Raw genomic sequence first — 25430 nt, 5'->3', positions numbered from 1 at the left:
AGCGGCGGCATCAACTCAGGAGACCAGCTGTGACTTCCTTCTCACCGGGCTTCCATGGGCGCGGGCGGCGCCTCGCGGACCGGCTGCCGCCCGGTCAGTACCCGACCGAGTCCTTCCCCGTGCTGTCGGCGGGTCCCACACCGAGGGTCCCCACCGAGACGTGGTCCTTCACCGTGACCACGGAACTCGGCGCCACGCACAGCTGGACCTGGGACGAGATGATGGCCCTGCCGCAACAGGAGACGACCCACGACATCCACTGTGTGACGCGCTGGTCGAAGTTCGACACGCAGTGGCGGGGCGTCCCCGTCGACGCCTTCCTCGAGGACGTGGAGACCGCCGCGGACTACGCCGTCGTCAGCAGCTACGGCGGTTACACGACCAACCTCCCCCTGGAGGACCTCCTCGACGGCAAGGCATGGATCGTCCACACCTACGACGGCCACCCGCTGTCGCCCGAGCACGGCGGGCCCGCGCGACTGCTCGTACCGCACCTGTACTTCTGGAAGTCGGCCAAGTGGGTGCACGGACTCACGCTCACGCACGAGGACGAGCCGGGTTTCTGGGAGAGCGTCGGATACCACAACTACGGCGATCCCTGGCGCGAACAGCGCAACTGGGGCGACTGACATGGCCATCGCCTGGCGCGGCGCCCGGCTCCTCGCGCGCCACTCCCAGACCGCCACCGCCCGCTCCCTGGTCTTGGCGGTGCCCGGCTGGCCCGGCCATCTGCCGGGCCAGCACGTCGACGTACGGCTCACCGCCGACGACGGCTACCAGGCCGTACGCAGCTACTCCCTGGCCGCGCCCGCCGACGGCGACCGCATCGAACTCGGTGTGCAGACCGTGCCCGACGGGGAGGTGTCGCCCTACCTGGCCGACGGGCTGCCGGTGGGCGCGGAGGTGGAAGTACGCGGCCCGCTCGGCAACTGGTTCGTCTGGCGGGCCGAGCAGACCGAGCCGGCGCTCCTGGTGGCGGGCGGCTCGGGTGTGGTCCCGCTGGCGGCCATGGTCCGTGCCCACCGCGCGGCACGGTCGCGCGGCCCTCTTCACCTGCTGTACTCGGTGCGCACCCCCGACGACGTCTGGTACCGCGACCACCTGGCCGACGGTGACCCCTTCCTCGACGTCCGCATCGTGTACACCCGGCGGACTCCGCCCGGCATCGCGCGCCCACCCGGCCGCCTCACACCGACGGACCTGGACGAGGCCACGGCCCGGCTGAAGCCGGCCAGTCCCGTGTACGTCTGCGGGCCCACCGGTTTCGTGGAGGCTGTCGACAACCTGCTGATCGACAGGGGCCGGGACCCGGTCACGATCCGCACCGAGCGCTTCGGATGATCCACCGACCCCGACCGCACGGGAGGTCCCCATGGCAGAAGCCACCCCTCACCTCGACGGCAACTGCCTCGCCGGCCCGCTCTCCGAGATCCTCTCGGTGGAGCCCACCACGGCCTGGTGGCGGTGCCCCGAGTGCGCCCGGTCGGGTCCGCTCGCCGAACTCCACGTCTACGGCCCCGAACCGGGCCTGACCGCCCGCTGCCCGGGCTGCGCGTACATCGCCCTGCGCCTGGTCAGGGACGGCGAGCACATCTGGCTCACGATGGGCGGGGGCACCGGCGCGTTCCGCTTCGCCACGAGCGGTGCGCGGTCCTCGGCGGCGGGGGCGGCGCAGGTGTCGCCGTAGGTGCCCCGCTCCTCCGTCCTCCGCCTCCAGCGGCCCTGACGGTCCGTCGGGGATCGCCCGTGGCGGTGAACAGGCGCAGCGCGGTACGTGTCGGCGACGCAAGCGGATGGTGTTGCCGATGAAGCCTGTTCGTGGAGATGCGGCAGAGACCGCGGACCAGCCACCCCGCGACGCCTATCGTGTCCGCTATGCACGCAATTATTGTCAACCGTTACGGTGGCCCGGAGACCCTGGAACTGGCGGAGACCGACGACCCCAAGGTCGGACCCGACTCGGTGCTCGTGCGGGTGAAGGCCGCCGGCGTCAACCCGGTGGACTGGAAGATCGTCGCTGGTTACCTCGACCCGATCATGAACGTCCACTTTCCCCTCGTGCCCGGATGGGATGTGGCGGGCGTCGTCGAGGCGGTCGGCCTCGACGTCCCCGAGTTCTCGGTCGGCGACGAGGTCTTCGGGTACGTCCGCAAGGACGAGGTACAGCACGGCACCTATGCCGAGCTCGTGGCCGCGCCCGTGCGAACCCTCGCGCGCAAGCCGGCGTCGCTGAGCTGGCAGCAGGCGGCCGGCGTCCCGCTGGCAGGGCTCACCGCCTGGCAGTCACTGGCCCGGGTGGGGGTCGGCGAGGGCGACACGGTCCTGGTCCACGCGGCGGCCGGCGGTGTCGGGTCCTTCGCCGTGCAGATCGCGGTGGCCAAGGGGGCGCGGGTGATCGGCACGGCCGGCGAGCACAACCACGACTTCCTGCGCTCCCTGGGCGCGGAACCCGTCACCTACGGCGACGGTCTGGCCGATCGGGTCCGGAAGCTGGCGCCGGAGGGCGTCGACGCGGCGGTGGACTACGTCGGCGGTGACGCGGTCGCCGTCTCCGAGCAGCTGCTGAAGGACCGCTCCCGCCTCGCGTCGATCGTCGACGCCGCGGTCACCGAGCGCGGTGGGCACCACGTGTGGGTCCGGCCCGACAGCGCGGACCTCGCCGAGCTCGGTCGACTCGCCGACGCCGGCAAGCTCGGTGTCCACGTCGAGCACGCCCTGCCCCTGGCCGAGGCCGCCGAGGCGTTCCGTCTCAGCATGAGCGGGCGGACCCGCGGCAAGATCGTGTTGGAGGTCGGCTGACCAGCGGCTCGGGGCATGACCGGCGGCGGCAGCGCACGGGAGAGCAGCCCGTGGCTGCCGCCGCGGCTGTGCCACGCGACCGTCCCCCGGCACGCTTCCCCGACAGAAGGACGCCGCAGTTCGCCGCCCTCGCCGCGGCGCCGCACACTGGTTGATAGCCCGCCGAGGACCCGGCCGACCGGTTCGAGGCGGGGCACAGACGCAGGAAACCGGTGACCGGTTCGGGCCGTGTGGGCCGTACGCAGACCGCTGTCACGCACCTGCCGCCCGGGAGGGCGGGTGCGACGCACCCAGCGGAGGAAGCCATGCACGTCGCTGTGATGGGGCAGGGCTATGTCGGGGTGACCGGTGCGGTGGAGCTGACCCTGCGGGGGCACCATGTCACCGGCATCGAGCTGAACCCGGCCCGGCTGCGCGACCTGGGAGGCGGACGCGTCCCCTTCAGCGAGCCGGGGTTGCAGCACGCGCTGTCGGCGGCCCTCGCCACCGGGCGGCTGTCCTTCACCGGCGCCCTCGCGCCACCCCACCGACACCAGCCCCTCGACGTTGTCCTCATCACCGTGGGGACACCGCCCGACGGGCACGGATGGGTGGATCTCTCGCAGATCCACACCGCCCTGGACGCCGTCCTCCGGCTGCGGCCCGCGCCGCGTGTGGTGGCGGTGAAGTCCACCATCCCACCGGGCACCAGCAACGACCTCGCGGCCTCCCACCCCGGGCTGCGGGAGCGTTACGTGCACAATCCTGAGTTCCTCAGCCAAGGCAGCGCGCTGCAGGACTGGGCCCGCCCGGCCCGGATCGTCGTGGGCCTGTGGTCGCACGACCTCCTTCCGGCGCTCCGCGATCTGTACGCGGGCCCGTCCTGTGACTGGGTGGTGACCAGCCCCACCGGCGCGGAGATCATCAAGTACGCCAGCAACGCCTTCCTGGCCACCAAGATCAGTTTCGGGAACGAGATCGCCCGCCTGTGCTGTCTGCCGGACGTCAACGTCGACGACGTCATGCGCGGCATCGGCGCCGACCCGCGCATCGGGCACACCCTGCTGCAACCCGGCCTGGGATTCGGCGACCACTGTCTGCCCAAGGACACCGCCGCCCTGGCCCACTGGGCGGCCGGCCTGGGCGTTCCCACGCCGCTGCTGGACGCCACCATCGCCGTCAACCGGGACCAGCCCCAGCTCGTCGTCCGCACACTTCAGAGCGCCCTGGACGGGCAGCTGCCCGACGCGGTCGTCGCCGTGCTGGGCCTCAGATACCAGCCGTGGAGCGACGACCTGCGCGCGGCCCCCAGCCGCAGCATCATCCCCGCCCTGCTCGACCAGGCGGCCGAGGTCCGGGTCTGGGACCCGGCCACCGGCAAGGACGACATCGCCGCGCTGTTCCCCGGCACCCGACCCGCGGACTGCCTGAGCACCGCGGTCCAGGGAGCCCACGCGGCCGTCATCCTGACCGAGTGGCCGGACATCGTGGAAGCGGACTGGCGTGCCCTGAGCGGCCTGCTCACCGAACCCCGCCTGATCGTGGACGGCAAGAACTGCCTCCAGCCCCGAAAGCTGCTGGGCCTGTCCGCCCGCTACCACTCGATCGGCTCCCGCCCACCCACCACCGGATCGGCGCCCCGGCCGGCCTGAACGACCTGTAAGCGTCGCCCGGGCCCCACAGTTCGTCGATGTCGGCGGACGAAGGCGGCGCCCCCAGGTGGGGGACACCGCCTACGGGGCTGTGGACAAGGGCGATGCGGTCGTACCTACCGATCGTCGCCGGGCACCGGAGCTGTCTCCGGCTCACCGGTGCCGAGCGTCTTCGTGCAACTCGCGGTGACCGTGTCGGCAAAGGTCCGAGCGAGCGGGGACAGGGCGTCCCAGCGGCGTACGGCCCAGCCGACCGACAGCGGCGGCAGCGCCGGAACGGGGATGAGACGCAGGGGGCTGCCGTCACCGGGTGTCGGGAGACCCGGTACGGCGGGGACGACGGCGTGGCCCAGGCCGAGTTCGGCAAGGAGCAGGGCTGTGTCCCAGTCGGCGACGCTCGTGTCCGAGCCGACCCGGATGCCCAGTTCGGCGAAGGCGGCGTCCAGACGGGCGCCTGAGGTGGAGTTGGGCGGCAGTCGGACGAGGCGGATGCCCATGAGGTCGGAGGCGTCGATGCGCGGCCGGGCCGCGAGCGGGTCATCGGACCGCATGGCGAGGACCCAGGGCAGGTCGGCGACGGGTCGCTGCTCGATGCCGCGCACCGGGCCGCCGATGGTGATCCAGGCCAGGTCGAGGTTGCCGGCATGGAGGGCGTCGAAGCATCCGCGACTGGAGGTCTCGGTCTGGAACTCCAGGCTCACCTTCGGGTAGCGCCTGCGAAAGGAGACGATCGCTTCGGCCATGAAGTGCCGGACGGTCGTTCCGCCGGTCGTGATCCGCACGGAACCGCTTTCACCGTTCACCAGGTCTCCCAGGCGGCGCAGCGCGAGATCGAGCCCGGCGATCCCGTCGGCGGCGGCGTCGCACAGGACGCGCCCCGCCGCCGTGGGAACAACCCCTCGCGGCTGACGTTCCAACAAGCTCACGCCCGTCTCTCGCTCCAGGCGCTTGATGTGCTGGCTCACCGCAGACTGCGTACAGGCGAGCTCACGGGCCACGGCGCTGAGGCTTCCCGCCCGACACACGGCCACGAACACGCGCAGGTCATCCAGAGTCATGTCTAAGCTTAACCTTGGGTGATGCGAGAAATCCCCAGGATTGACTGGGGTACCGAGGTGTCAGAGGATCGTTGCAGGGCCCAGGCGGCAACCCGTGCGGCGCCTTCGTACGGATCCGGACCGACGAGGGCGCTGCGCGGGTGCCGACCAACCCGTCACCGAAGACGGCACCGAAAGCATCGCCCACCCCGGCGGAGCTAGCCGCCGGTGCACATCAGCGGCTTACCTGTGCTGACCCGGCCGGCCCAGGGGCAGCGTGCGGCACGTCGACACCACCGCGTACGGCATACCCGCCCGGGGGACGACCCGGCCGCTGCCGGTGACGACGCTGACCGTCGGCCTGGACGGACTCAACACCTCGGGGAGCGTCAAGGGGGCCCATCCGCGCAGCGTCGAGGCGACCGCCTTTCGTCCGACGTGTGACGTCCCGGCCGGTCAGTCGAGGTCAGTCGAGGTCGGACCCGCCTTCCACCGGTCTGCGTCCCGAATACCTCGGCACGCACAGTGCCCCACGCCGAGCCGTTTCGGACGACGTGGGGCACCACCTCCAAGGGCCTGGTACCAGGGGCCGCGTCAGCTGCGCAGGAGTCGTAGGCCGATCGCGTCGGCCATGGCCTTCATGCCCTCGTCGTTGGGATGGATGTGGTCGCCCGAGTCATAGGCCGGGTTGAGGGCGGCCGGGTTCGCGGGGTCACGCATGGTCTTGTCGAAGTCGATGACTCCGTCGAAGTCGGCGCTGGTGCGGATCCACCGGTTGACGCTTTGGCGGATCGCCTCCGCGGCAGGCGTGTAGTAGCCGTTGCCCTGATCGGGCATGAGGGTCGCGCCGATGACGCTTACGTGGGCGGCATGCGCCTCGTCGATCAGGGTGCGGTAGCCGTTGACGAGGTCCTGGGCGGTCAGCGCGCGGCCGTCGGGGCCGGCGTTGTTGCCTATGTCGTTGATGCCTTCGAAGAGGATCACGTCCTTCACACCCGGCTGGCCGAGGGCGTCGTGCCCGAACCGCTTGAGGGCGCTGACACCCTGCCACAGGGTCGGGACGTCGGTGAGCACCCGGTTGCCGCCGATGCCGGCGTCGACGACGCTCAGCCGCTGCGGCCCCGGTCCGGCGCCCAGCCGGCGGCCGAGGAAGTCGGGCCACCGGCTGTAGGTGCCGGTCGAGGAGTGGTAGCCGTCCGTTATGGAGTCACCGAAGGCGACGACGGTGCCCCGCGCGGTGGGTGACACGACGTCCAATCCCGCCAGGTAGTACCAGGATGTCGTGGCGGTGCCGAACGCGGCGGCGCCGTCGTCGCCGGTGTGGTTGCCGGAGGCGATGTAGGTGGTGTCGAACGCGTCGGAGTGCCAGGTCGACATACCGGTTGTGCCGGGCACGTAGAGACTGACGAGCAGGTTCTCCCCGGCTCCCACGGATATCGGGATGACGTCGCTGACCGCCTCTTCGCCCGCGGGGATCGTGACGTCGTGGGCCTGGCCGAAGGTGACGTTCCGGGTGGTCCCGCGCGTCGCCTCGCCGCCGTCCGCCTGGACGGCCACGTCCACGGCGCGGACAACGAGCGGGGAGGTGCTGTACCGGTTGGACAGGGTGATGCGGGCACCGAAGCCGGCGACGCTGCCGTGCACCACCATACGGATGGTCTGGTTGTCGAAGGACGGGCCGCCGGTCGTCATACTGGGCGACCAGGCGCTGACCCGGGTGCCCTTGCCCTGTGACGTGGGCGCCCCAGCGCTTGCCGGCTGCGCGGCGCTCAACGGCACGACCGTCAGAGCCAGTCCGGTCAGCGCGCCGCACACGGACAGCAGGGTTCCACGACGCGGTCGACGACCCGTCGCCGTGGTTCTCTCTTCCGGGGACATTGTCGATCACTCCGCTCTTCTCGTGGTCCGCATCCTCAGCCGAAACTGCCCAGAGTGACGGACTCTCCGGGTTCGAGGCTGATCTTCCGTGAGGTGCCGCCCGAGAGGACGGTCGTGTCACGGCCGCCGACGCTCTTCAACGTCACCTGTGTGACCTTGCCGTTCTTCCACTTCAGGTCGGCGACGAAGCCGCCGCGGACGCCTACGCCGGTCACCGAGCCGGATGCAGCCCATGCGGTCGGCAGCGCGGGCAGCAGTTCGACGTGGCCCGGCCGCGAGTGGACGAGCATCTCGATGATCGCGGAGGGGGTGCCGAAGTTGGCGTCGATCTGGAAGATGCCACGGCCTTGTCCCATGTCCATGATGTCGAAGAGGTTCGGCGCGGTGCCGTTGCTGCCGTTCACCGAGGGCTTGAGGTTGTTGACGACGAGTTGGTAGGCCTTCCCCGCGTTCTTCAGCCGGGCCCAGCACAGGCTGCGCCAGGCGTTGGACCAGCCGTAGCTGTTCATGCCGCGGGCGGTCAGGAGGGCCGTGGCGCCGGCGAGGATGTCCTTCGGGGTGGAGTCGTCCGGGCGGATCCGGTCGCCCGGGAAGAGGCCGATGAGCGGGGAGAGGTGCCGGTGCGTGGTCTCGCCGAGGTTGTCGGGTGACATCCACTCCTCCAGCCAGCCGGTCTTGGGGCTGACCACGGGCAGGTACAGGCGCTGACGCAGCGCGTCGATGGTCGCGCTGTAGGAGGTGTCCCTGCCGAGCAGTTGGGTCGCGGTGTGGTAGTTGCCGAACAGGTTCCACACCAGTTCCTGGGCGTAGGTGATGCCTTTGGCGTCCAGCGGGCCCTGCTCGGGCGACCAGTCGCTGTCGGCGATGAGGACCTCGCGCGAGGCTCCGGAGGCGTCGGTGACCGTCGTGGTGATGAGGCGAGCCTCCCAGAACTGGACGGCGCCCTTGAGGAGGGGGTAGATCCTCTGGAGGTAGGCGCGGTCCTGGGTGTATTCATAGTGCTCGAACAGGCTCTGGCAGAGCCAGGCGTTGCCGGCCGGGTGCCACCACCAGCCGCCTCCGCCGTAGGGGTTGGTGGAGATGGCTACGGTCCAGCCGGCGATCTTCCCGCTGGAGTTGCGGTATCGGTTGGTCTGCGTGTTGAACAGCCGCCGGGTGACGTCCGTCCAGGAGGGCAGCTGGGCGAGGCAGTAGTCCGCGAAGGCGTCGAAGCAGCTCGACAGGCCGGCGCGGTCGGCCATCCAGTAGTTCATCTGGACGTTGATGTCGGTGTGGTAGTCGCCCATCCAGTCCGGGTCGTTGCCGTCCAGCCATGGACCCTGCAGGCCCATCGGCAGGGTGCCCCGCGACCCGGAGATCATCAGGTAGCGGCCGAACTGCAGGTAGGCCGCTTCCAGTTCGGGGTCGGGTACGTCGTCCCGGTAGCGGGCCTGTATCCGTTGCCAGGTGTCCAGCCTGCGCTGCGCGGCGGACGAGGTGCCGAGGTTGATGTCCAGCTGCTCGAAGACGGGGCGGAAGTCGGCGACGTGTGTGTGCAGCAGGGTGCTCGCAGAGTGGTGGGCCGCGTTGAGGACCTTCGTACGCGCCAGGTGCTCCGGGTCCAGGGACGGGTCGCGGAAGCCGGTGGCCGCGTCGGGCGCGTAGTCGGTGCCGCCGCTGACCACGACGGTGAGGTCCTTGCACCCCTTGAAGGAAATCGACGAACCCTTCACGGAGACCGTGCCGCTGCTGCTGTAGGCGGTGACGGCGGCGCCGTACTTCAACCCGTTGGCCAACGAGCCGCCGAACGAGGCACAGCCCCCTGGGCCGTCGGCGGTGGTGTTCTCCCCGTGGGTGCCGGCGAGGGCAACGGTACCGGTGTAGCTGCCGCCACCCTGCTGGGAGAAGTACAGGACGATGACGTCGTCGGGGCGGCTGGCGAAGATCTGCCGCCGGTAGGTGACGCCGGACAGGTCGTAGGAGGCGCTGACGAGGCCCTGGGCCAGGTCCAGGGTTCGGCGGTAGTTGTCGACGGAGCCCAGATCGTGGGCGGGGATGTCGACGGTGAGTTCGGCGAGCAGGGTCAAGGAGCCGAAGTCATCCCGTCCGTAAGGGAATTGGCCGTCGCTCTGCAGGGTGTCGTTGAGGCCGCCGGTCCACAGCGTGGCGTCGGTGATCGTCAGGAGTTCGCTGGAGGGGTCGTTGCCCGCCAGTGCTCCGAGGCGCCCGTTTCCTACCGGCAGGCCCTGCTGGATCATCGAGTTGGCGGAGCCGGGAGCCTGCCACCACAGCTGGTTCTTCGCGGCGGCGGCCCCGGACAGCAGGGGAGAGGTGGCGGGGCGCACGGGTGCCGCCGAGGCGGTGAAGGCGGGAAGACCCCCGAGAGCGGCGGCCGCGCCGGCGGTGGCGGCGAGAGCGAGGAAGCCTCTGCGGCTCGGGTGGTTGTCGCGCGATTCGGTGTGATCGGTGTGCTGGGTGTCCACGTTGTGCACTCCAGGTTCGGGGAACGGCGCATGCGGGAAGGGCGGGTCCGGGCCGTCGCGCGTTGCGTGAGGCGAGGAGCCGGGCGTGGGCACGCCCGGGTCGCGGGACCGTGTGTGCGGGGGTGGGGACGGTCCCCGGCGCGGGCCCCGGGGCATGTCACTCCCGGGACCCGCGGAGGGTTCAGGCGGACTTGGGTACGTCGATCCTGTCGATGTCGGGCGAGTAGTCCCAGCCGCTGTCGAACGTGATGCTGTTGGAGCCCGCCTTCAGCGCCAGCTGGACGCTGACGGTGTCGACCGTGGACCAGTCGCCGGTGGAGGGGAACTTCAGGCTGGTTCCGTGGCCGCTGTTGGAGTGGACGGTCACCGAGCGAGGGTCACCGCTGACGTAGGAGACGTTGACGGTGTAGATGCCGGCCTTCTTCACCGTGATGTCGTTGAACTGCAGCTTGCTGTCGAGATAGAGGTTGCCGATCTTCTTGCCGCCGGAGCAGGAGTCGCATGGGGCGACGGAGGCGTTGCCGGTCAGGGTGTTGTTCGCCGACTCGGCCTCGTAGCGGGTGGTCGCCAGCGGGGTGCCACCGGGATGGACGGTGAACAGCCGGGAGCCGTGCGCGGGCAGCGCCGCAGTGATCCTGTTCCTGTACGTGCCCAGGTCCTGGTGGTTCCACAGGTCGCGCACGGAGGCGGCGCCGGTGAAGCCGAAGGACGCCCAGTCGGCGGTGACGGAGGCCGACGAGCCGCCGAGGTTGAACAGGGCGACGGTGTATGTGCCGTCGGCGTTCTTCGTGCCCCAGACTTGCTGGTCGCCCATCGGCGTGACGGGACGGGCGACGGGTGAGGTGTTCTGGTCGACGGCGATGACCTCCTGGTTGGTCAGCAGGGAGCGGCCGTAGTTGTCCAACTGGGTGAGGTCGTCACCGGTGAACAGGGGCGACTTGTTGATGGCCCACAGGGTCATGTAGCTCTGCCGCTCGGCGTTGGTGAGGCCGTCCATGGCCCCGTTGCCGATGTCGATCGCATCGAGGTCGTTCCAGCCGCCCGGGCCTGCCTCGTGGCTCCACACGGGGGCGTCGTTCCACCGGTCGTTGACCGAGTTCTCCCAGGTGACCAGGGTGTTGCAGTAGCACTCCACATCGGTGTCGATGCGCCAGCCGTTGGAGTACTTCTTCCAGTCGGCGGCGTGACCGATGTCGAGGGACCAGGACAGTTCGAGGTGGATCGGGCGGCCGGTGGCGGCGATGGCCTGGTGCCAGGCGGCGACGTCCGCGACGTTGTTGTAGTTGTCCCCGGACTTGAACGAGCCCGGACCCACCCCGTCCAGCTTCAGGAAGTCATAGCCCCAGTCCGCCAGCATCTGCGCCTGCGAGTCGATGTACTTCTGCGCGCACGGATTGTCGAAATCCAGCTTGTAGGCGCTGTCCCAGCCGTTGGTCGTACGCAGGTCCGGGTAGACGACGTCCGCCGTGGTGCAGCCGGGGGCGTTCCATATCGGCAGCTTGCCGCCGCCGTACGCGCCCTTCTCCAGGCCGACGGGCAGGTAGATGCCGGCCTTGAGGCCCTTGGAGTGGATGTGGTCGGCGACCGACTTCATGCCGTGGGGGAACCGGACCGGGTCGGGTGTCTGCCGGCCGTACTGGTCGAACTCGGACGTCCAGTTCTTGTCCATCCACCAGCCGGCGTCGATGTTGACGTAGTCGTAGCCGTACTTCTTCAGCGTGGTGGCCAGGGCGTCCGTCTGCTTCAGGACGTTCGCCTCGGTGAGGTAGCTGTAGTTGCCGTCCGGGTTCAGGCCCGGGTACCGGGAGGACTGCATGCTCCAGCTGGACCAGCCCATGTACGGCTTGGCCGGCAGGCTGGAGGTGGCATCCGCCGTGGTGGCGGCGGAAGTGACGGCTGCGCTTGTGGACTTGGAGGCGACGGCCATGGCCTGACCGGCGGCCGGGACCGCCGCGGCGAATCCGGCCGTGACGGCCAGGACCAGCATCGCGCGGAGGGTACGGCGCGGGAAGCCGGGGAGGGCTCCGCGCAGGGCTCTGTACGGGGATGACCGCATGGGTCGCCTCCTGGGGTGAGGGAGCGGAATTGTTCGAGGGAGCACCCGGTGGGGGACGGGCGTTGTCCGGGCAGGGGAGGGGGTGAGGTGTCGGGCAGGACGCCGGGTGGAGCGGTCGGGCGGCCGGTCGCCGGGGCGTCGGGTTGGTGGCTGGGCCCTTCCCCGAGGCGATGGTGGGCCCGCTGATGAGCCGTCGCCGCAGCGTGAAGTGCACCAGGGGCATGGGGACAGCGGTCCCGAGAGCACCGTCCGCTATCAGACGGGACTGAGGCGCCGTCCTCGCATCGGACCGGCCCCTGCGCCGCGGGCGGCGGGAGAGGGCGGGGCCGCAGTGGCGGCTCCGCACCGGACGGCGCCCGGAGCACCGCGCGGCGGCCGGTTCCCGTGACGGCCTATGGGCTGCGGCTCTGCAGCGTCATCGCTACTCCTCTACAGGTCAGACCCCATGAAGGACTGGATCGCGGTGGCCGCGGCTCCACGCGCCCACTCCTCGAAGGGCAGGGGATGTGTCACCACGTCGCACTGCGCAGCGGTGCCGAAGGCGGACGTGGCGAACGCGTCCCGGATGCCGTCGGCGAAGAGGTCGTAGGCGGCCAGGCCCTCGCCGGAAATGACCACCCGCTCGGGACCGAAAAGGTTCACCAGGAAGCCGATGGCCTTGCCGATGACCTCGCCGGCCCGTGCGTAGACCGCTCGGGCACCGGGGTCTCCGCCGTGGGCCAGGGCCAGGGCTCCGGCCACATCGGTCACCTGCTTGCCGGTGGCCGCGCGCACCGCGCGGAGTATCGCCGGGTCCGCCGCGATCGCCTCCACGCACCCGCGGTTGCCGCAGTGGCAGAGCGGGCCGAGCGGATCCAGCGCCAGGTGCCCGATCTCGCCGGCCACGCCGTGCGCGCCGGACACCACCCGTCCGTGGACGACCAGGCCGCATCCGATTCCGGCGCCCACGGTGACCAGGGCGAAGTCGGAGAGCCCGACGCCGGCGCCGAACCAGTGCTCGGCGACCGTGAGCGCCCGTACGTCGTTGTCCACCGTGACCGGCAGCCCGGTCGCGGTCCCGACGATCTCCGCGAGGCGTACGTCCCGCCACTCCAGGAAGGGGGAGTAGCGGACCACGCCCTCCGCGCGGTCCACGTCGCCCGAGATCGCGATGCCCAACCCCCGCACCTGGACACCGAATCCGTCGGCCTCGGTGAGCAACTCCTGTACCAGCGCGGTCAGGACGGGGAGCACGGCCTCCGGCTCGCGGCCGGTGAACGGTACATGCCGGGAGATCCGGATACGGCAGCACAGGTCGGCCAGCACGGCGATGATCTCGTCGCCGGTCACCTTGATCCCCATGAACAGGGCTTTCCCCTCGTCCACCCGCACCAGGTTGGCCGGACGTCCCACCGAGGGCCGTGCCTCTTCGTCCACGCCCTCGACCAGATAGCCGAGTTCCATCAGCGGACGGACCGCCTTGGTGACGGCTGCCGGAGAGAGCCCGGTCCGCCGCCCCACCTCGGCCCGGGTGAGCGGACCGTGCGAGAGCAGGGTGGTGAACACCAGGGAGGTGGCCGGAGTCATCGTCACGACTGACTCACGGGGGATGAGGCGCGCATGGCCGGAAATCTAGGGGTCAATATTTTCCGCTGTCAATGAAAAAACATCCGTCCATCAAGGGATCTGACGGGGAGCCATCGAGCCTACGAAAGCTCGTTCTGTCACGTGCGTTGACACATGATCCAAGGCGCGGTTGGCTGCTCACCGTGAGGACCAATGTCTACGATCACCTTCGATCCGGCCTCCGACGTCTGCCTGCTCTCCCTGACCACCTCGGGCTCCACCCACAGTCCGCACCGCATCCCGAGCGCGTGGACCTGGATGCGGTGGAGCGGCTCCACTCCCATCCGCGCCCAGTTCTCACCCGGCTTCGTGCGCCGCGACTTCGTAGAGGTCACGGCTGTTCGACCACGCCTGGGCCGTGCCGACCCGTACGACCCGCTCGGTGACCCTCACGCCGAACGGGCGGATGTTCCTCGCCGAGGCCCGCGCCCGGCGTGGAGCAGACCGCCGGTCGGACTGCCGTGCGTGTTTCGACTGGCACGGAGTCAGAGAGGTCAACAAGGGGTCAGTGTGAATTGTCAGCATGCGTGGCAGCCGTGTCTCCGTTCCGCCGGCACCGGACATGACGGACGGGTGGCGGGCGGCGATCCGGTCCTCGGGCGCAGCCTCTCATCCTGCGCCCGAGGACCGAGGGGCTCGACCGTTACGCAGCCTGCGCTGGTCCGTCGTTCGCCGACGGCAAGGGCCCGCAGCAATCGAGGAACGGACCAGAGCGCCGCGCGCCGCTGTCCTGTGCCACCTTGAGCGGGTGCCAACGCAGTGTGGGTGGCACGGGGGTTTGGTCGTCAAGGGTGGTGGTCGGACGGCTTGCGGGTGCACCGGATCCCCGCCACCCGTCAGCTGAGTTGCTCGGCCAGTCCGACGATGATGCCCTCGGGGCCGCGGACGTAGCAGAGCCGGTAGCTGTCCTCGTACTGTGCCAACTCGCCGACGAGTTCAGCGCCGTGAGTGCGCAGGCGGGCAACGGTGTCCTCGATGTCGTCGACGGCGAACATGACGCGGTGGGTGCCCAGAACGTTGTGCGGCCTGTTGCGCGGCCCGGCGCTGATCGCCGCGGGGCTGCGGTACTTCGCCAGCTCGAGCCGGCTGTGACCGTCCGGGGTCCGGAGCATCGCGATGTCACAGCGGACGCCGTCGAGTCCGGTGCACTGGTCGGCGACGAGACCCTCGACCTCCGCCCTGCCCTCCAGCTCCATACCGAGTTCCACAAAGAACGCGATGGCGGCATCCATGTCGTCGACGACGATGCCGACGTTGTCCATCCGCTGAATCGCCATGCTGGTTTCTCCCTCTTCCGCGTGCGGCCGGTGGTGGCCGCTGATGCCCCTGGGACGGAGCAGGTGGCTCGTTCTCGACATCCTGCGCCACGAATCCCAGCGAGCGGCCTGCACCAGTCACGTTGGCACACGCTGAAGGTCCGGTGGCACAGGACAGCCGCCGGCCGCCGAGCTGGTGACTGCGCCGCCAGCGCATCCCCTCGGCCGGCAGGATCCGGCGCACCTGGGAGCGGCCGACCTCGATGCCCGGGTCCCGGGCCCGCGGCAGCCAGCGCGTCCAAGGTCCACTCCGAGGGCCCCGACTCGTCCGCGGCCCACATCTCGTTCGACGGCTGTACCTCCAGCCGACCCGGCGGCGTCAGCCCGACCAGGCCGACGATCCGGGAGCGTTCGGCCTCGGTGATCCTTTGCTTGCGGCCCTGCCCGCCCAGATCCTCCAGGCCCTCAAGTCCCGAGCGCTTGAAGCGGTGCAGCCAGCGGCGCACCGTCTTCTGATCGCACCGCAGCTCGTCGGCGATCTGCGGGACCAGCCAGCCGTCCCAGCTCAGCTCCACCATCCGGCAGCGCTCCACCACAACCTTTGTGCGTGGCGGTGGGCGGGCCGATCATCGTCCACGGCAGCGCCGCCCTGCCGACGCCGCGGCAGAGACCGAGAGATCCCCCGGAACGGGTCAGAGGCCGGCGAGGAGTACGAGATACCAGACGACCAAAGCAGCGCATGTCACCGCGGGGAGGAGTTTGGTCAGCCCGTCGCCTTTGCGTACGTGCGTGGTCACGGCGCCGACGAGCAGCATCAGCAGCCCGGCACCGGCCAGCCCGCCGCACAGCGGTACGACCGGGCCGAGGGCCACGCCGACGGCGCCCGCCAGCTCCAGGCCGCCGATGACCCGGTAGGCCGCGGTGGTGAAGCCGGCGTGGGCGGCCAGCTCGGGCATCGGACCCAGGGCCAGGATTTTGGCCGCGCCCAGCAGGGCGAAGATCAACGCGATGAGACAGGTCAGCGAGGCGGAGAGGATCACGAGACGCCCTCGGGGGTGTGCGGGTGGCGGAGCTGACGGCGTTCGGCTCCCAGGGCGGCGAAGTAGGCGATCAGGTCGGGGTTGTCGACCGCGGAGGGGTTGAGGACCTGCTCGGCGGGCGCGCCCTGGAGGAGGCGTTTGACCGGGACCTCGAGTTTCTTGCCGGTCTTGGTGTGCGGGATGGCCGGTACGGCGAGGATCTCGTCGGGGACGTGGCGGGGTGAGGCGCCGGTGCGGATCGCGTCGCGGATCTTCTCGCGCAGGGCGTCGTCCAGGACGGTCCCTTCCGCGGGGACGACGAAGAGCGGCATCCAGTAGCCGCCGTCGGGTTCCTCCGCGCCGATGACGAGGGCCTCGGTGATTTCGGGGAGGCGTTCGACGATGTCGTGGATGTCGGCGCTGCCCAGGCGTACGCCGTTGCGGTTGAGGGTGGCGTCGGAGCGGCCGTGGACGATCACCGAGCCGTGACCCGTGACCGTGATCCAGTCGCCGTGGCGCCATACGCCCGGGTAGGCGCTGAAGTATGCGTCGCGGTAGCGGCTGCCGTCGGGGTCGTTCCAGAAGTACAGCGGCATCGACGGCATGGGCCGGGTGACGACCAGTTCGCCGACCTGGTCGACGACCGGTTGTCCCGCCCCGTCGTACGCCGCCAGCGCCACGCCGAGGTTGGGTGCGGACAGCTCGCCTGCCCACACCGGGGTGATGGGGGCGCTGCCGGCGAAGGCGGAGACGATGTCGGTGCCGCCGCTGGTGGAGGCCAGCTGGATGCCTGCGCCCACGTGGTCGCGGACCCAGGGGTAGGCGGAGGCGGGCAGGGCGGAGCCGGTGCAGCCGATGGCGCGGAGCGCCGAGAGGTCGTGCACGGAGGGTTCGATGCCGAGCTTGGCCGTGGCCAGCAGGTACTGGGGGCTGGTGCCGAAGACGGTGACCTTGTGGCGGGCCGCCAGCTCCCACAGGACGTCCGGGCGCGCCACCGGCGCGGGGCTGCCGTCGTAGGTGCAGGTGGTGGCGCCGGTGAGCAGGGTGGAGACGACCAGGTTCCACATCATCCAGTGGGTGGTGGTGTACCACAGCAGGCGGTCTCCGACGCCCAGGTCGCAGTGCAGGCCGAGGGTCTTGAGGTGCTCCAGCAGGACGCCTCCGTGGCCGTGGACGATGCCCTTGGGCAGCCCGGTGGTGCCGGAGGAGAAGACGATCCACAGCGGGTGGTCGAAGGGAACCGGGGCGATGGTGAGGTACTCGGTGCGGCCGGCCGCGTCCTCCCAGGGAACCGTGAGGCCGGCGGCCCAGGTCTGGGGCCAGGCAAGGCCCAGGTGATCCACGAGGACCGTGGCTTTCAGCGTGGGAAGGGCGGCGGCCAGGTCCAGGGAGGCGGCGCGGCGGTCGTGACGGGCGCCGTTGAAGAGGTAGCCGTCCGCGGTGATGAGCACCGTGGGTTGGAGCTGGGCGAAGCGGTCGGCTGCGGCCTTGGGCGCGTAGTCCTGGCCGCACACGGACCACACGGCGCCCAGGCTGGCGGTGGCGAGGAAGGCGATGACGGCGTGGGGGGTGTTGGGCAGGTAGCCGATCACCCGGTCGCCCGGTCCGACGCCGAGGTCGCGCAGGGTGGCCGCGACGGAGGCGACCTGGGCGCGGAGCTGCCGGCCCGTGATCTCGTAGGCGGCTCCGGTCTCGTCCAGCGCGGTGATCGCGGGGGCGTCCGGGTGCAGGTTGCGCAGTGCGTGGTGGGCGTAGTTGAGGGTCGCGCCGGGGAACCAGCGGGTGCCGGGCATGGTCTCCTCGGCCAGCACGCGCTCGTACGGGGTGGTGGCGTCGATGTCGAAGTACTCCCACACCGCGGCCCAGAAACCCTCCAGGTCGGTGACCGACCAGCGGTGCAGGTCCTGGTAGTCGGTGGGGTCTTGGACCCCTTCGGCGCCTTGGTGCCGGGCGGCCCAGCGGGCGAAGTCCGCTATGCGGCTGCCGGCGGCCGCTTGCGGGTTGGGCGGAAGGAAGGGTTCCGGACAAGGAGTGGAGTGCGGGGTGGTCATGGTGTGGTGTTCCTCGTCAAGGGGCGGGCCGGGCTTCGGCGGGGCGGCGGGCCGTGTGCAGCAGGGGAGCCCAGGCGGCGGTGTCGGTGAAGTCGCCGGTGCCGGTGGGGACGGTGTCCATCACGACGCGGTCGGGTCGAAGCAGGACGGCGTCCGCCCGGCCGCGTGCCAGCCAGGCGGCCAGGGTGCCGTCGTCGGGCAGGTCGTCGACATGGTTCACGGATGCGCCCAGGGCCGTGGCCACGCCCGTCATCCGTGCCGTGGGCGGCACGGCGGTCAGTACGGCGAAGGAGTCCCCGAGGATGTTGTCGAGGCGCTCCCGCCTGCCGTCGTACAGCACCCAGGGTTGTGGGCAGAAGGTGCCGGCCAGTGAACGGCCGGTCAGCCGGGGGCGGCGTCGTACCAGCGGGCCGGGGGGCAGTGCGGGGCTGAGGTCGCGGCTCACTGTCGCGGTCACGCCGGGGATGCGGCAGGCCGCGCCCACGAGGGTCCGGCGGATGGCCGCACCGCGGTCCTGCCCGCCGGTCATGGCCCAGCCGACGGCGACCGCGAGACGGATCACGTGGCGGGCGTGCGGCTTGCGCTCCTGCTGGTAGGTGTCCAGCAGGCGGTCGTCTGCGCTCTGTTGAAGGACGCGGGCGAGTTTCCAGGTGAGGTTGCGGGCGTCGCGCAGGCCCGTGCACAGGCCTTGTCCGATGAAGGGCGGGGTGAGGTGGGCGGCGTCGCCGAGCAGGAAGACGCGTCCTCGGCGCCACCGGTCGGCGAGGCGGGCGCGGAAGGTGTATTGCGCCTGCCGGATGACCTCGAAGTCGTCGCCCCCGTGGGCAGCGGACGACAGGTCGATCCAGGGGGTGACCAGTTCACGCAGGTGCTTCAGCCCTGCTGGGCCGTCCAGCGGCGCGTCGTCGGCCAGCCGGAACTCCCAGCGGTAGCGGTCTTCGCCGAGGCGCATGAAGGTGGCGGGCTGGGTGGGGCAGCAGATCTGGTCGACGCCTTCCCAGGTGCGTACCGGGTGGCTGGTGCGTACGTCGATGACCCGCCAGTTCTCCTCGAAGTGCAGGTCCTCCCATACGGCGCCGATGGCGTCGCGGGTGAGGCTGCCGGCGCCGTCGCAGCCGAGGACCGCCTCGGCCCACACGTGCTCGTCCTCGTCGCTGCCGTCGCGGCGGAAGGTCACCCGCACCGGAGCCGTACCGTCGGCCGGCTGGCTGACGGACATGACCTCCACCCCGCTCCACAGCTCGCACTCGGGGCGGCGGGCCAGTGCGGCGCGCAGCAGGCGTTCCAGGTCGGGCTGGTCGAACATGCTGGTCTGCGGGTAGCCGTGGTGCCCGTGCGGGGATCGCGTGAATTCGGCGATCACGCGGTGCTGGGAGTTCAGCAGCCGCAGTCCGCGTGCGGGACGGGCGAGGGCGGCGAACTCCTCCTGGATGCCGACGCTCTGCAGGATCCGGCGGATTTCGTCGTCGGCGACGACGGCGCGCGGCAGGGGGTAGATGTCCCGGTGGCGTTCCAGGAGCAGGCTGGGTACTCCGTGGCGGGCGAGCAGGAGTGCGGCCGTGACTCCCACGGGCCCGGCACCGATGATCACCACCGGTCTCTGGACTACGGCGCTCACCTCGCGTCCGCCACTGGGGTCCGCTGTTCGCCGAGGTCGATGTGCCCGTCCGGGGTGGCGATGGTGGCGGTGACGACGTCGCCCGCACGCAGGTAGAGGGGGTTGTTGACCTGACCCTTGAAGAATGCCTTCCACTTCAGGGCGGGCGGCAGCAGGGCGGCGATCTTCTCGACCGGCTTGGGCGGGGCCTTCAGGGCGGTGCCGCCGGGTGTGCCGGTGAGCAGCAGGTCGCCCGGGTCGAGGGTCTGGAAGCGGGCGAGCACGGTGAGCGCCTGCGCGGGCCGGACGATCATGTCGGCGAGGGTGCGGTCCTGGCGCGGTACGCCGTTGACCGACAGCCGCAGCCGCAGGTCGAGCAGGCGGTCGAAGTCCTCGGGCTCCAGCAGCGCCAGGTACGGCCCGGTCGGGGTGAAGGTCGGGTAGGACTTGCTCTCGTAGAACTGGGTCTTGGTCAGCTGGACGTCGCGGGCGCTGACGTCGTTGGTGAGGACGAGCCCGGCGATGTAGTGCGGCAGGTCGCTCTCCTCTACGACGGTGCCCACGGGCAAGGGGGCGCCCATGACGAGTCCGAGTTCCACCTCGTAGTCGAGGAAGTTCACGTGTGCGGGGCGGACGATCGTGTCGTGCGGGCCGCTGACCGAGCCGGACGCCTTGCGGAAGAAGGTGGGCGGGATGTCGCCGGTGAAACCCGAATCACGGGCGTGGCTGCGGTAGTTGACCATCTGGGCGACCACCCGGCAGGGGGTGGTGACCGGAGGCAGGGCCACCAGGTCGGCGACGGGTGTGCCGCTCTCGTCGGAGGCGGCGGCCTCGCGGACGGCGTCCCGGTCGGCGATCAGTTCGGCGGTGGTGACCGCCTTGGTCTCGATGCGGACGGCGCGCTCGTCCCGGACGACCCACCAGCCTCCCCCACGCTCGGCTCCGCTCGAGCGGGAGGTGCCCCCACGGGTGCGCAGAACGTTGGTGCTCATGAGCTCATCGCTTTCATCAGGCCCAGCAGGCGTGTGGGGTCGAGTTCGTTGTCGCCACGCAGGGCCGTCATGACCTCGCGCAGCTTGGCGGGGGAGGGGCTGGCGCCCAGGAAGTCGCGGGTGACGGGCGGCCCCCACTGGGCCAGGCCGCTCGCCGACATCGGCGCCCATCCGGGTTCGAGGTCGCAGGAGAACAGGTCGCCGTCGGCGAAGTGCTCCAGCATGAAGCGGTCGGGGTCGCGCCAGTAGTCGAAGAGCTGGCTGCCCTGGATGTGCCGGCCGATGCCCCAGCTGCGCCGGTAGCCGCGCTCGGCCAGGTACTCGCCGCCGACGGCGATCGAGTCGAGGTCGGTGACCTGGTAGGCGGAGTGGACACAGCCGGTGCCAGGCCCGAGGTGCAGGGCGAGGGTGTGGTGGTCCACGGGCGTGCTGCCCTGGTCGCAGCGGATGAACGCCATGGTCGGTCCGCGCCCGCGCTGCCCGTCGAGGAACAGGAAGTCGGACACGATCATCCCGAGGGTGTCCAGGTACCAGTTCAGGGCTCGCATGAACACCCGTGTCTCCAGCACCACGTGTCCGAGCCGCTGGATGCGCGACGGTTCGCGAGGCGGTCGCTGGGTGGCGTTCGTACGGCGGTGCTCGGTGCCGGTGTTGAGGATCAGCGGCGGCTGCTCGGGAAGTGCGGGCAGCTGTTCGGCGCAGTGCACGACCCGGACCGGGAAGCCGGAGGGATCGAGCAGGGTGACCGCCTGTCCGCCACCGGGTACGTCGATGTCACGGATGTCACTGCCGGTCGTCCGGGCCAGCCGGTCGAGGTCGGCCCGTTCGGCCGCGCGGAACGCCGGCCCTATGAAGCGGGACGCCTGCCCACGCCGGATGACCATGCACGGGGAGCCCGCGAAGGTGCCGCGCAGCCACAGTTCCCGCTCGGTGCGGGCGGCGATCGCGAACCCGAAGTCGCGGGCGAACACCTCGGCCCGGTCCAGGTCCGCCTTCTCGAACTCCAACCAGGCCAGGTCGGCCACCTTGATGGCGGGGTTGCGCGCGCGTCCGGGGTGCTCGCCGCGAAGGGCGCCCAGCTCGCTGTGGAGATCTTGGTGGGGCGTCTGCAGATCGGCCCTGTCAACGGGGGTGTGGGACATGGTGCCCTCCAAGCAACACTGCCGTAATGAGGAAATCATCAACTTTGCCGTTACTCATCGTCAATAGAGCAGACCCAAATAATTGAGGGAATCATCAGTCATGCGGGTGTCATCGGCACGGTTGTTACACTCGGTCGTATGCCGACCTCAGCCCCGCCCCGCAACCGTTTCGAACGGCGCCGCGCCGAGACCCGTCAGGCGCTCATCCGTGCGGCGCGGCAGATCCTCGCGGAGACCGGGGACACCAGCGCCAGCATCCAGGCCATCGCCGAGCGCGCGGACGTCGGTTTCGGCTCCTTCTACAACCACTTCGAGTCCAAGACGGAGCTGTTCGACGCCGCGGTGACGGACGCCCTGGAGGAGTTCGGGCAGGTCATCGACGCGCGCGTGGAAGGGATCGAGGACCCCGCCGAGCTCGTCTCAGCGGGTTTCCGGCTCACCGCACGGATGGCCGACTCCCACCCCGAGCTCATGCGGATTCTGCGCGACCGCGGCCTGGCCCACATCCACTCGGAGCGTGGCCTGTCCCCACGAGCACTTCGCGATCTTGAGCGTGGCATCGCCTCGGGTCGCTTCACCGGCACCGATCCGATCATGGCCCTGTCCGCTCTGGGCGGCACCCTGCTGTCCCTGGTGGCGTTGAGGCTGGACCGCCCCGACCTGGACGGCGACGAGGTCGCCTCCGACCTGGCCGCGATGGTCCTGCGCATGCTGGGCCTCCCCCCGGAGGACGCGCACGAGGTCACCCGGCGCGCGCTGCCCGGCCTCGACTGACCGTCAACGCCCCTCTGACGCCGGCTCCGTGAGCGATGCTGTCGAGACTCGCGTCGGGGTCGTCCCGCAGTTTCTGCCGGTCGGTGGTGAGGGTGCGGCTGCGGCTGGAATGAGCATCCCTGTGCTGCGGAATGCGAGCCAGGGTGTCGAACGTTGGTGCCGAACCCGGAGCGCTCACCGCGGTCCGCGATGGTGCGCGCCAGGTCCTCGCACGAACCCAGGCTGGAGCCGTAGGCGACGGCCAGGCTCACACCGACGCCGCTCACCGCGGCCTGCTGCCGCTCGTCGTCGCTCTGCATCTCGGCTCCTCTGCGTGGAGTGGAGGGGATGGGCAAGGGCGCGTTGCGCGGGTCGGTGCCGCACCGCACCATGGAAACATACGCCGTATGGATAAGTACCATACGTCGTATGGAAACTCGATGCAACCTCGGCTGAGGGAAGCGGTGCCGTGGCCGGAGTCATTTTCCGTACGCCGCATGGGGGCTGATACCGTACGAGGTATGGAAAAAAAGGTGAGACGTCCCCCGCGGGGAACGAGGAAGAGAGACGTGCCTCTGACCGAGGCCGGGATCTACGCCGCCGCCCTGCGGCTCATCGACGAGGACGGGGCCGAGGCGCTCACCATGCGCAAACTCGCGACCGTGCTCGACGCGAACCCGATGTCGCTGTACCACCACGTGCCGAACAAGGAAGCCGTGCTGCGTGGCGTGACGAGAATGGTCGGCGCCCAGTTCCGCACCGTGACGCTTGAGGACGCGCCCTGGCAGGAGCGGATCCGCCTGCTCGCCACGGACTTCCGGACGCTGGCACACCGGCACCCCAAGCTGATGGCGTACTCGTTCAGCCACCAGCCCGACTTCATCCAGCCCGACGACCCGTTCTGGACCGCGCTCACCGCGATCGTGGCCGCTGCGGGGGTGCCGCTGTCCGAGGTCGCGGAGATCGCCGCGCTGATCGTCGCCGTCGTCATCGGTGTGCTCAGCGCCGAACTCAACGGAGCGCTCCACCAGTGGGCGAACCTCAAGCCCCCCGGACCTGGTACTGACGGCGAAGACGGGCCCACGGATGCAGCCCCTGGCTCCACGGGTGCAGGTACTGCGGGCCCCGATGGGGACCACATGTTCCGTCTCGTGATGGACACGCTGATCACGGGCCTGGAAAGCCGGCTCACCGCAGGCCGCGAGGGCCAGGACGCCGGCCGTCGCTGAGTCCGCGGCTGAGGTGCTACGGCGTGAGGCTCGTCCGTGGCAGGCGAGCTCGGGGTGCTGCGGCGGGAGGAGATCGTTTCCCGCGCTGTCGGTCCGAGCTGGCTGCGTTCCGAGCTCGGGTCAGCAGTAACGGCAGGCTCGCTCCTACCGAGAGGCGTGTGGAGAGCAGCACCGCCTCGAACCAGTCCGCGCACCGTACCGACCTCGACAAGGAGCAACGCGCGGAGGATGCCCAGCCCGACAAGGCGTAGAAATGGCTTATGGGTGCACGCGGGAGATCGGAAGACCGCTTCTTGGCACAGCAGGCGGGGCGCGGGCTGCTGGTGATCGCGCTCGCACTGATCGTGGTCATCACTGTGACGGATCTCGGCATCGGCACCAGCGTTCATCTGGGCCCCTTGCTGGTCATCGCGCCGACTCTGACCGCCTCCTTCGCCGGTCCGCGGCTGACCGCTCTGGTCGGGGTTCTGGCGCAGGCGGCTTTGGTGATCATCTCCGTCTTCCACGGCGGGCTGACGACGACGAATCACGTGGCGCAGCTCATCGCCCTGGCCGTGCTGTCGGCTCTGGTGGTCTTCATCGCCTATGTGCGGGAGCGGCGCGCCCGGGAGCTGAGCCGGGTGCGGTCGGTGGCCGAGACAGCACAGCGGATTCTGCTGCGGCCTCCGCCCCGCCGGATCGGACCCTTGCGGGTGACCTGGCTGTATCTGGCCGCCGAGGACGAGGCCCAGATCGGGGGCGATCTGTTGGCGGTCGCCCGCGCCGCTCATCCCTGCACCCGGGTGCTCATCGGCGATGTACGAGGCCATGGGATGGCCTCCATCGGCGAGGCAGCGGTGGTGATGGGCGCGTTCCGTGAGGGCGCTCACCGGTACGCCTCCCTGCCCGAACTCGTCAGCGCCGTCGAGGAGAGCGTCTGCCGGAACCTGGACGAGGTCGCCGAGACCGCGCACGACGCCGGCGAGCACTTCATCACCGCCATCATGATCGACATCCACGATCACGGTCCGCAGGCCGAGATGCTCAACTGCGGCCATCCGCCACCCTTGCTGATCCGTGGAGACCAGGTGACCGTCCTGAACTCCCGCCGACCGGCACCCCCGTTGGGCCTGTGCGCCCTCTGCACCCGGAACGACCGCACCGACCCGTTCACCTTGGAACCGGGCGCCATGCTGCTGCTCTACACCGACGGCGTGATCGAAGCCCGCTCACCGACCGGAGCCTTCTACCCGCTCGCCGAGCGGGTCGCCGCCTTTCCCAGCTCAGGCCCCGACGCCCTGCTGCACCGCATTCACCGCGACCTGCTCGCGCACACCGGTGAGCAGCTCACCGACGACGCGGCCTTCCTGATCATCGAACGCACCCCCTCGCGCCATCTGCACCGGCCGCACCTCATGTCCCACACCGACGGATCTCCCCCGTCCACAACCGGCTGACCGGTCACGCCGGTCCCCGCCAGGTGGCGCACTGGTGCCCACCACGGGGCCCGACCGCCGCCCATGCCCCCCGTGGACTGACAGTCACCTGGCCGAGTTGGACCAAGCCGCTGAGTCAGCTCAAGGGCGAGTCGACGGTGGGCGTCAGTACGGTCTCGGTGACGCCGACGATCTGGCTGAGGTCGAAGCCCGCCATGTCGGCGCGGAATTCGGGGCCGGCCAGGTACGCCTGCAGCCGCTCCTGTACGTCGTCGGCGTCCCTGTAGGAGACGAGGGCGTACAGCTGCGGTGTCTCGCTTCCCGAAGTGGCGGGCACCGTCCAGACGCCGTGCGTGGTGATCCGGTGCTTCGCCATACCGGGGATGTGCTGGGACCAGACGTTCTCGTAGACGGCGAGGGCCTCCGGGCTGGACAGGGTGTAGACACGAAGCTGGTACTGGGACATGAACGCTCGTTCCTTTTCTGTCTGGTCATGGATTGTCAGCGG

20 protein-coding genes and 2 pseudogenes are annotated in these 25430 nt (G+C 70.2%); 8 read left to right on the top strand and 14 right to left on the bottom strand.

What is annotated here, in order from left to right:
• The first annotated feature begins 29 nt into the window (after nucleotides 1–29).
• The 5 genes from ACFYZJ_RS07380 to ACFYZJ_RS07360 all read left to right on the top strand — a co-directional run bounded on the left by ACFYZJ_RS07380 (nucleotide 30) and on the right by ACFYZJ_RS07360 (nucleotide 4430).
• A complete protein-coding gene (locus tag ACFYZJ_RS07380; RefSeq protein WP_388563838.1) occupies nucleotides 30–629 on the top strand; it encodes a sulfite oxidase-like oxidoreductase in 600 nt (199 codons plus the stop codon).
• 1 nt (nucleotide 630) lies between these two features.
• Complete coding sequence (locus ACFYZJ_RS07375; RefSeq protein WP_388563836.1) at nucleotides 631–1341, top strand: ferredoxin reductase; 711 nt, start codon at nucleotides 631–633, stop codon at nucleotides 1339–1341.
• Between the two features lie 31 nt (nucleotides 1342–1372).
• Nucleotides 1373–1687, top strand: a complete 315-nt coding sequence (locus tag ACFYZJ_RS07370) for a DUF6510 family protein (RefSeq protein WP_388563834.1) — start codon at nucleotides 1373–1375, stop codon at nucleotides 1685–1687.
• A 188-nt stretch (nucleotides 1688–1875) separates the two neighbouring features.
• Nucleotides 1876–2799, top strand: coding sequence for an NADP-dependent oxidoreductase (locus ACFYZJ_RS07365; protein WP_388563832.1), 924 nt, complete (start codon nucleotides 1876–1878; stop codon nucleotides 2797–2799).
• Between the two features lie 305 nt (nucleotides 2800–3104).
• Nucleotides 3105–4430: a UDP-glucose dehydrogenase family protein gene (locus tag ACFYZJ_RS07360; RefSeq protein ID WP_388563830.1), complete on the top strand. Its 1326-nt coding sequence runs from the start codon at nucleotides 3105–3107 to the stop codon at nucleotides 4428–4430.
• A 116-nt stretch (nucleotides 4431–4546) separates the two neighbouring features.
• On the opposite strand, the gene ACFYZJ_RS07355 is transcribed toward ACFYZJ_RS07360, so the two are convergent.
• The 13 genes and pseudogenes from ACFYZJ_RS07355 to ACFYZJ_RS07295 form a co-directional block, all read right to left on the bottom strand.
• Nucleotides 4547–5488 (bottom strand): LysR family transcriptional regulator, encoded by a 942-nt coding sequence (locus ACFYZJ_RS07355; protein ID WP_388563828.1) that lies wholly within the window; start codon nucleotides 5486–5488, stop codon nucleotides 4547–4549.
• 573 nt (nucleotides 5489–6061) lie between these two features.
• Nucleotides 6062–7282: an SGNH/GDSL hydrolase family protein gene (locus ACFYZJ_RS07350; RefSeq protein WP_388563826.1), complete on the bottom strand. Its 1221-nt coding sequence runs from the start codon at nucleotides 7280–7282 to the stop codon at nucleotides 6062–6064.
• 98 nt (nucleotides 7283–7380) lie between these two features.
• Nucleotides 7381–8934 carry a glycoside hydrolase family 95-like protein gene (locus tag ACFYZJ_RS07345; protein WP_388564536.1) on the bottom strand — a complete coding sequence of 518 codons (1554 nt, stop codon included), beginning with the start codon at nucleotides 8932–8934 and terminating at the stop codon, nucleotides 7381–7383.
• A 108-nt stretch (nucleotides 8935–9042) separates the two neighbouring features.
• Nucleotides 9043–9582: pseudogene (locus ACFYZJ_RS07340) on the bottom strand (glycoside hydrolase N-terminal domain-containing protein); the annotation flags it as partial.
• Nucleotides 9583–9988: 406 nt separating this feature from the next.
• On the bottom strand, nucleotides 9989–11863 hold the full coding sequence (locus tag ACFYZJ_RS07335) for an alpha-galactosidase D (protein WP_388563824.1): 1875 nt from the start codon (nucleotides 11861–11863) through the stop codon (nucleotides 9989–9991).
• Nucleotides 11864–12292: 429 nt separating this feature from the next.
• Nucleotides 12293–13429: an ROK family protein gene (locus ACFYZJ_RS07330; RefSeq protein WP_388564534.1), complete on the bottom strand. Its 1137-nt coding sequence runs from the start codon at nucleotides 13427–13429 to the stop codon at nucleotides 12293–12295.
• An 875-nt stretch (nucleotides 13430–14304) separates the two neighbouring features.
• A complete protein-coding gene (locus tag ACFYZJ_RS07325) occupies nucleotides 14305–14745 on the bottom strand; it encodes a VOC family protein (protein WP_388563822.1) in 441 nt (146 codons plus the stop codon).
• Nucleotides 14746–15068: 323 nt separating this feature from the next.
• Nucleotides 15069–15302, bottom strand: a pseudogene (locus tag ACFYZJ_RS07320) (transposase); the annotation flags it as partial.
• Nucleotides 15303–15416: 114 nt separating this feature from the next.
• Entirely contained in the window at nucleotides 15417–15764 is a 348-nt protein-coding gene (locus tag ACFYZJ_RS07315; RefSeq protein WP_388563820.1) for a DoxX family protein, read from the bottom strand.
• Nucleotides 15761–17794, bottom strand: coding sequence for an acetoacetate--CoA ligase (locus ACFYZJ_RS07310; protein ID WP_388563818.1), 2034 nt, complete (start codon nucleotides 17792–17794; stop codon nucleotides 15761–15763). Before ACFYZJ_RS07310 ends, ACFYZJ_RS07315 begins: the two co-directional genes overlap by 4 nt.
• A gap of 16 nt (nucleotides 17795–17810) precedes the next feature.
• Entirely contained in the window at nucleotides 17811–19412 is a 1602-nt protein-coding gene (locus ACFYZJ_RS07305; protein WP_388563816.1) for a bifunctional 3-(3-hydroxy-phenyl)propionate/3-hydroxycinnamic acid hydroxylase, read from the bottom strand.
• The gene (locus tag ACFYZJ_RS07300) at nucleotides 19409–20383 is read right to left on the bottom strand and encodes a fumarylacetoacetate hydrolase family protein (RefSeq protein ID WP_388563814.1); all 975 of its coding nucleotides are present in this window, start codon (nucleotides 20381–20383) and stop codon (nucleotides 19409–19411) included. Before ACFYZJ_RS07300 ends, ACFYZJ_RS07305 begins: the two co-directional genes overlap by 4 nt.
• The gene (locus ACFYZJ_RS07295; protein WP_388563812.1) at nucleotides 20380–21525 is read right to left on the bottom strand and encodes a VOC family protein; all 1146 of its coding nucleotides are present in this window, start codon (nucleotides 21523–21525) and stop codon (nucleotides 20380–20382) included. Before ACFYZJ_RS07295 ends, ACFYZJ_RS07300 begins: the two co-directional genes overlap by 4 nt.
• Before the next feature lie 138 nt (nucleotides 21526–21663).
• Between ACFYZJ_RS07295 and ACFYZJ_RS07290 the strand changes: the two genes are divergently transcribed.
• The 3 genes from ACFYZJ_RS07290 (at nucleotide 21664) to ACFYZJ_RS07280 (ending at nucleotide 24943) form a co-directional block, all read left to right on the top strand.
• A complete protein-coding gene (locus ACFYZJ_RS07290) occupies nucleotides 21664–22299 on the top strand; it encodes a TetR/AcrR family transcriptional regulator (RefSeq protein ID WP_388563810.1) in 636 nt (211 codons plus the stop codon).
• Between the two features lie 548 nt (nucleotides 22300–22847).
• Entirely contained in the window at nucleotides 22848–23507 is a 660-nt protein-coding gene (locus ACFYZJ_RS07285; protein WP_388563808.1) for a TetR/AcrR family transcriptional regulator, read from the top strand.
• A 293-nt stretch (nucleotides 23508–23800) separates the two neighbouring features.
• Complete coding sequence (locus ACFYZJ_RS07280) at nucleotides 23801–24943, top strand: PP2C family protein-serine/threonine phosphatase (RefSeq protein WP_388563806.1); 1143 nt, start codon at nucleotides 23801–23803, stop codon at nucleotides 24941–24943.
• 115 nt (nucleotides 24944–25058) lie between these two features.
• On the opposite strand, the gene ACFYZJ_RS07275 is transcribed toward ACFYZJ_RS07280, so the two are convergent.
• A complete protein-coding gene (locus ACFYZJ_RS07275) occupies nucleotides 25059–25388 on the bottom strand; it encodes an NIPSNAP family protein (protein WP_388563804.1) in 330 nt (109 codons plus the stop codon).
• Nucleotides 25389–25430 lie beyond the last annotated feature (42 nt).

Source organism: Streptomyces sp. NPDC001848 (assembly GCF_042891915.1).
Classification (GTDB): domain Bacteria; phylum Actinomycetota; class Actinomycetes; order Streptomycetales; family Streptomycetaceae; genus Streptomyces.
The sequence above is the reverse complement of the archived record's forward strand: the minus strand, read 5'-3'. Positions and strand labels throughout refer to the sequence as shown.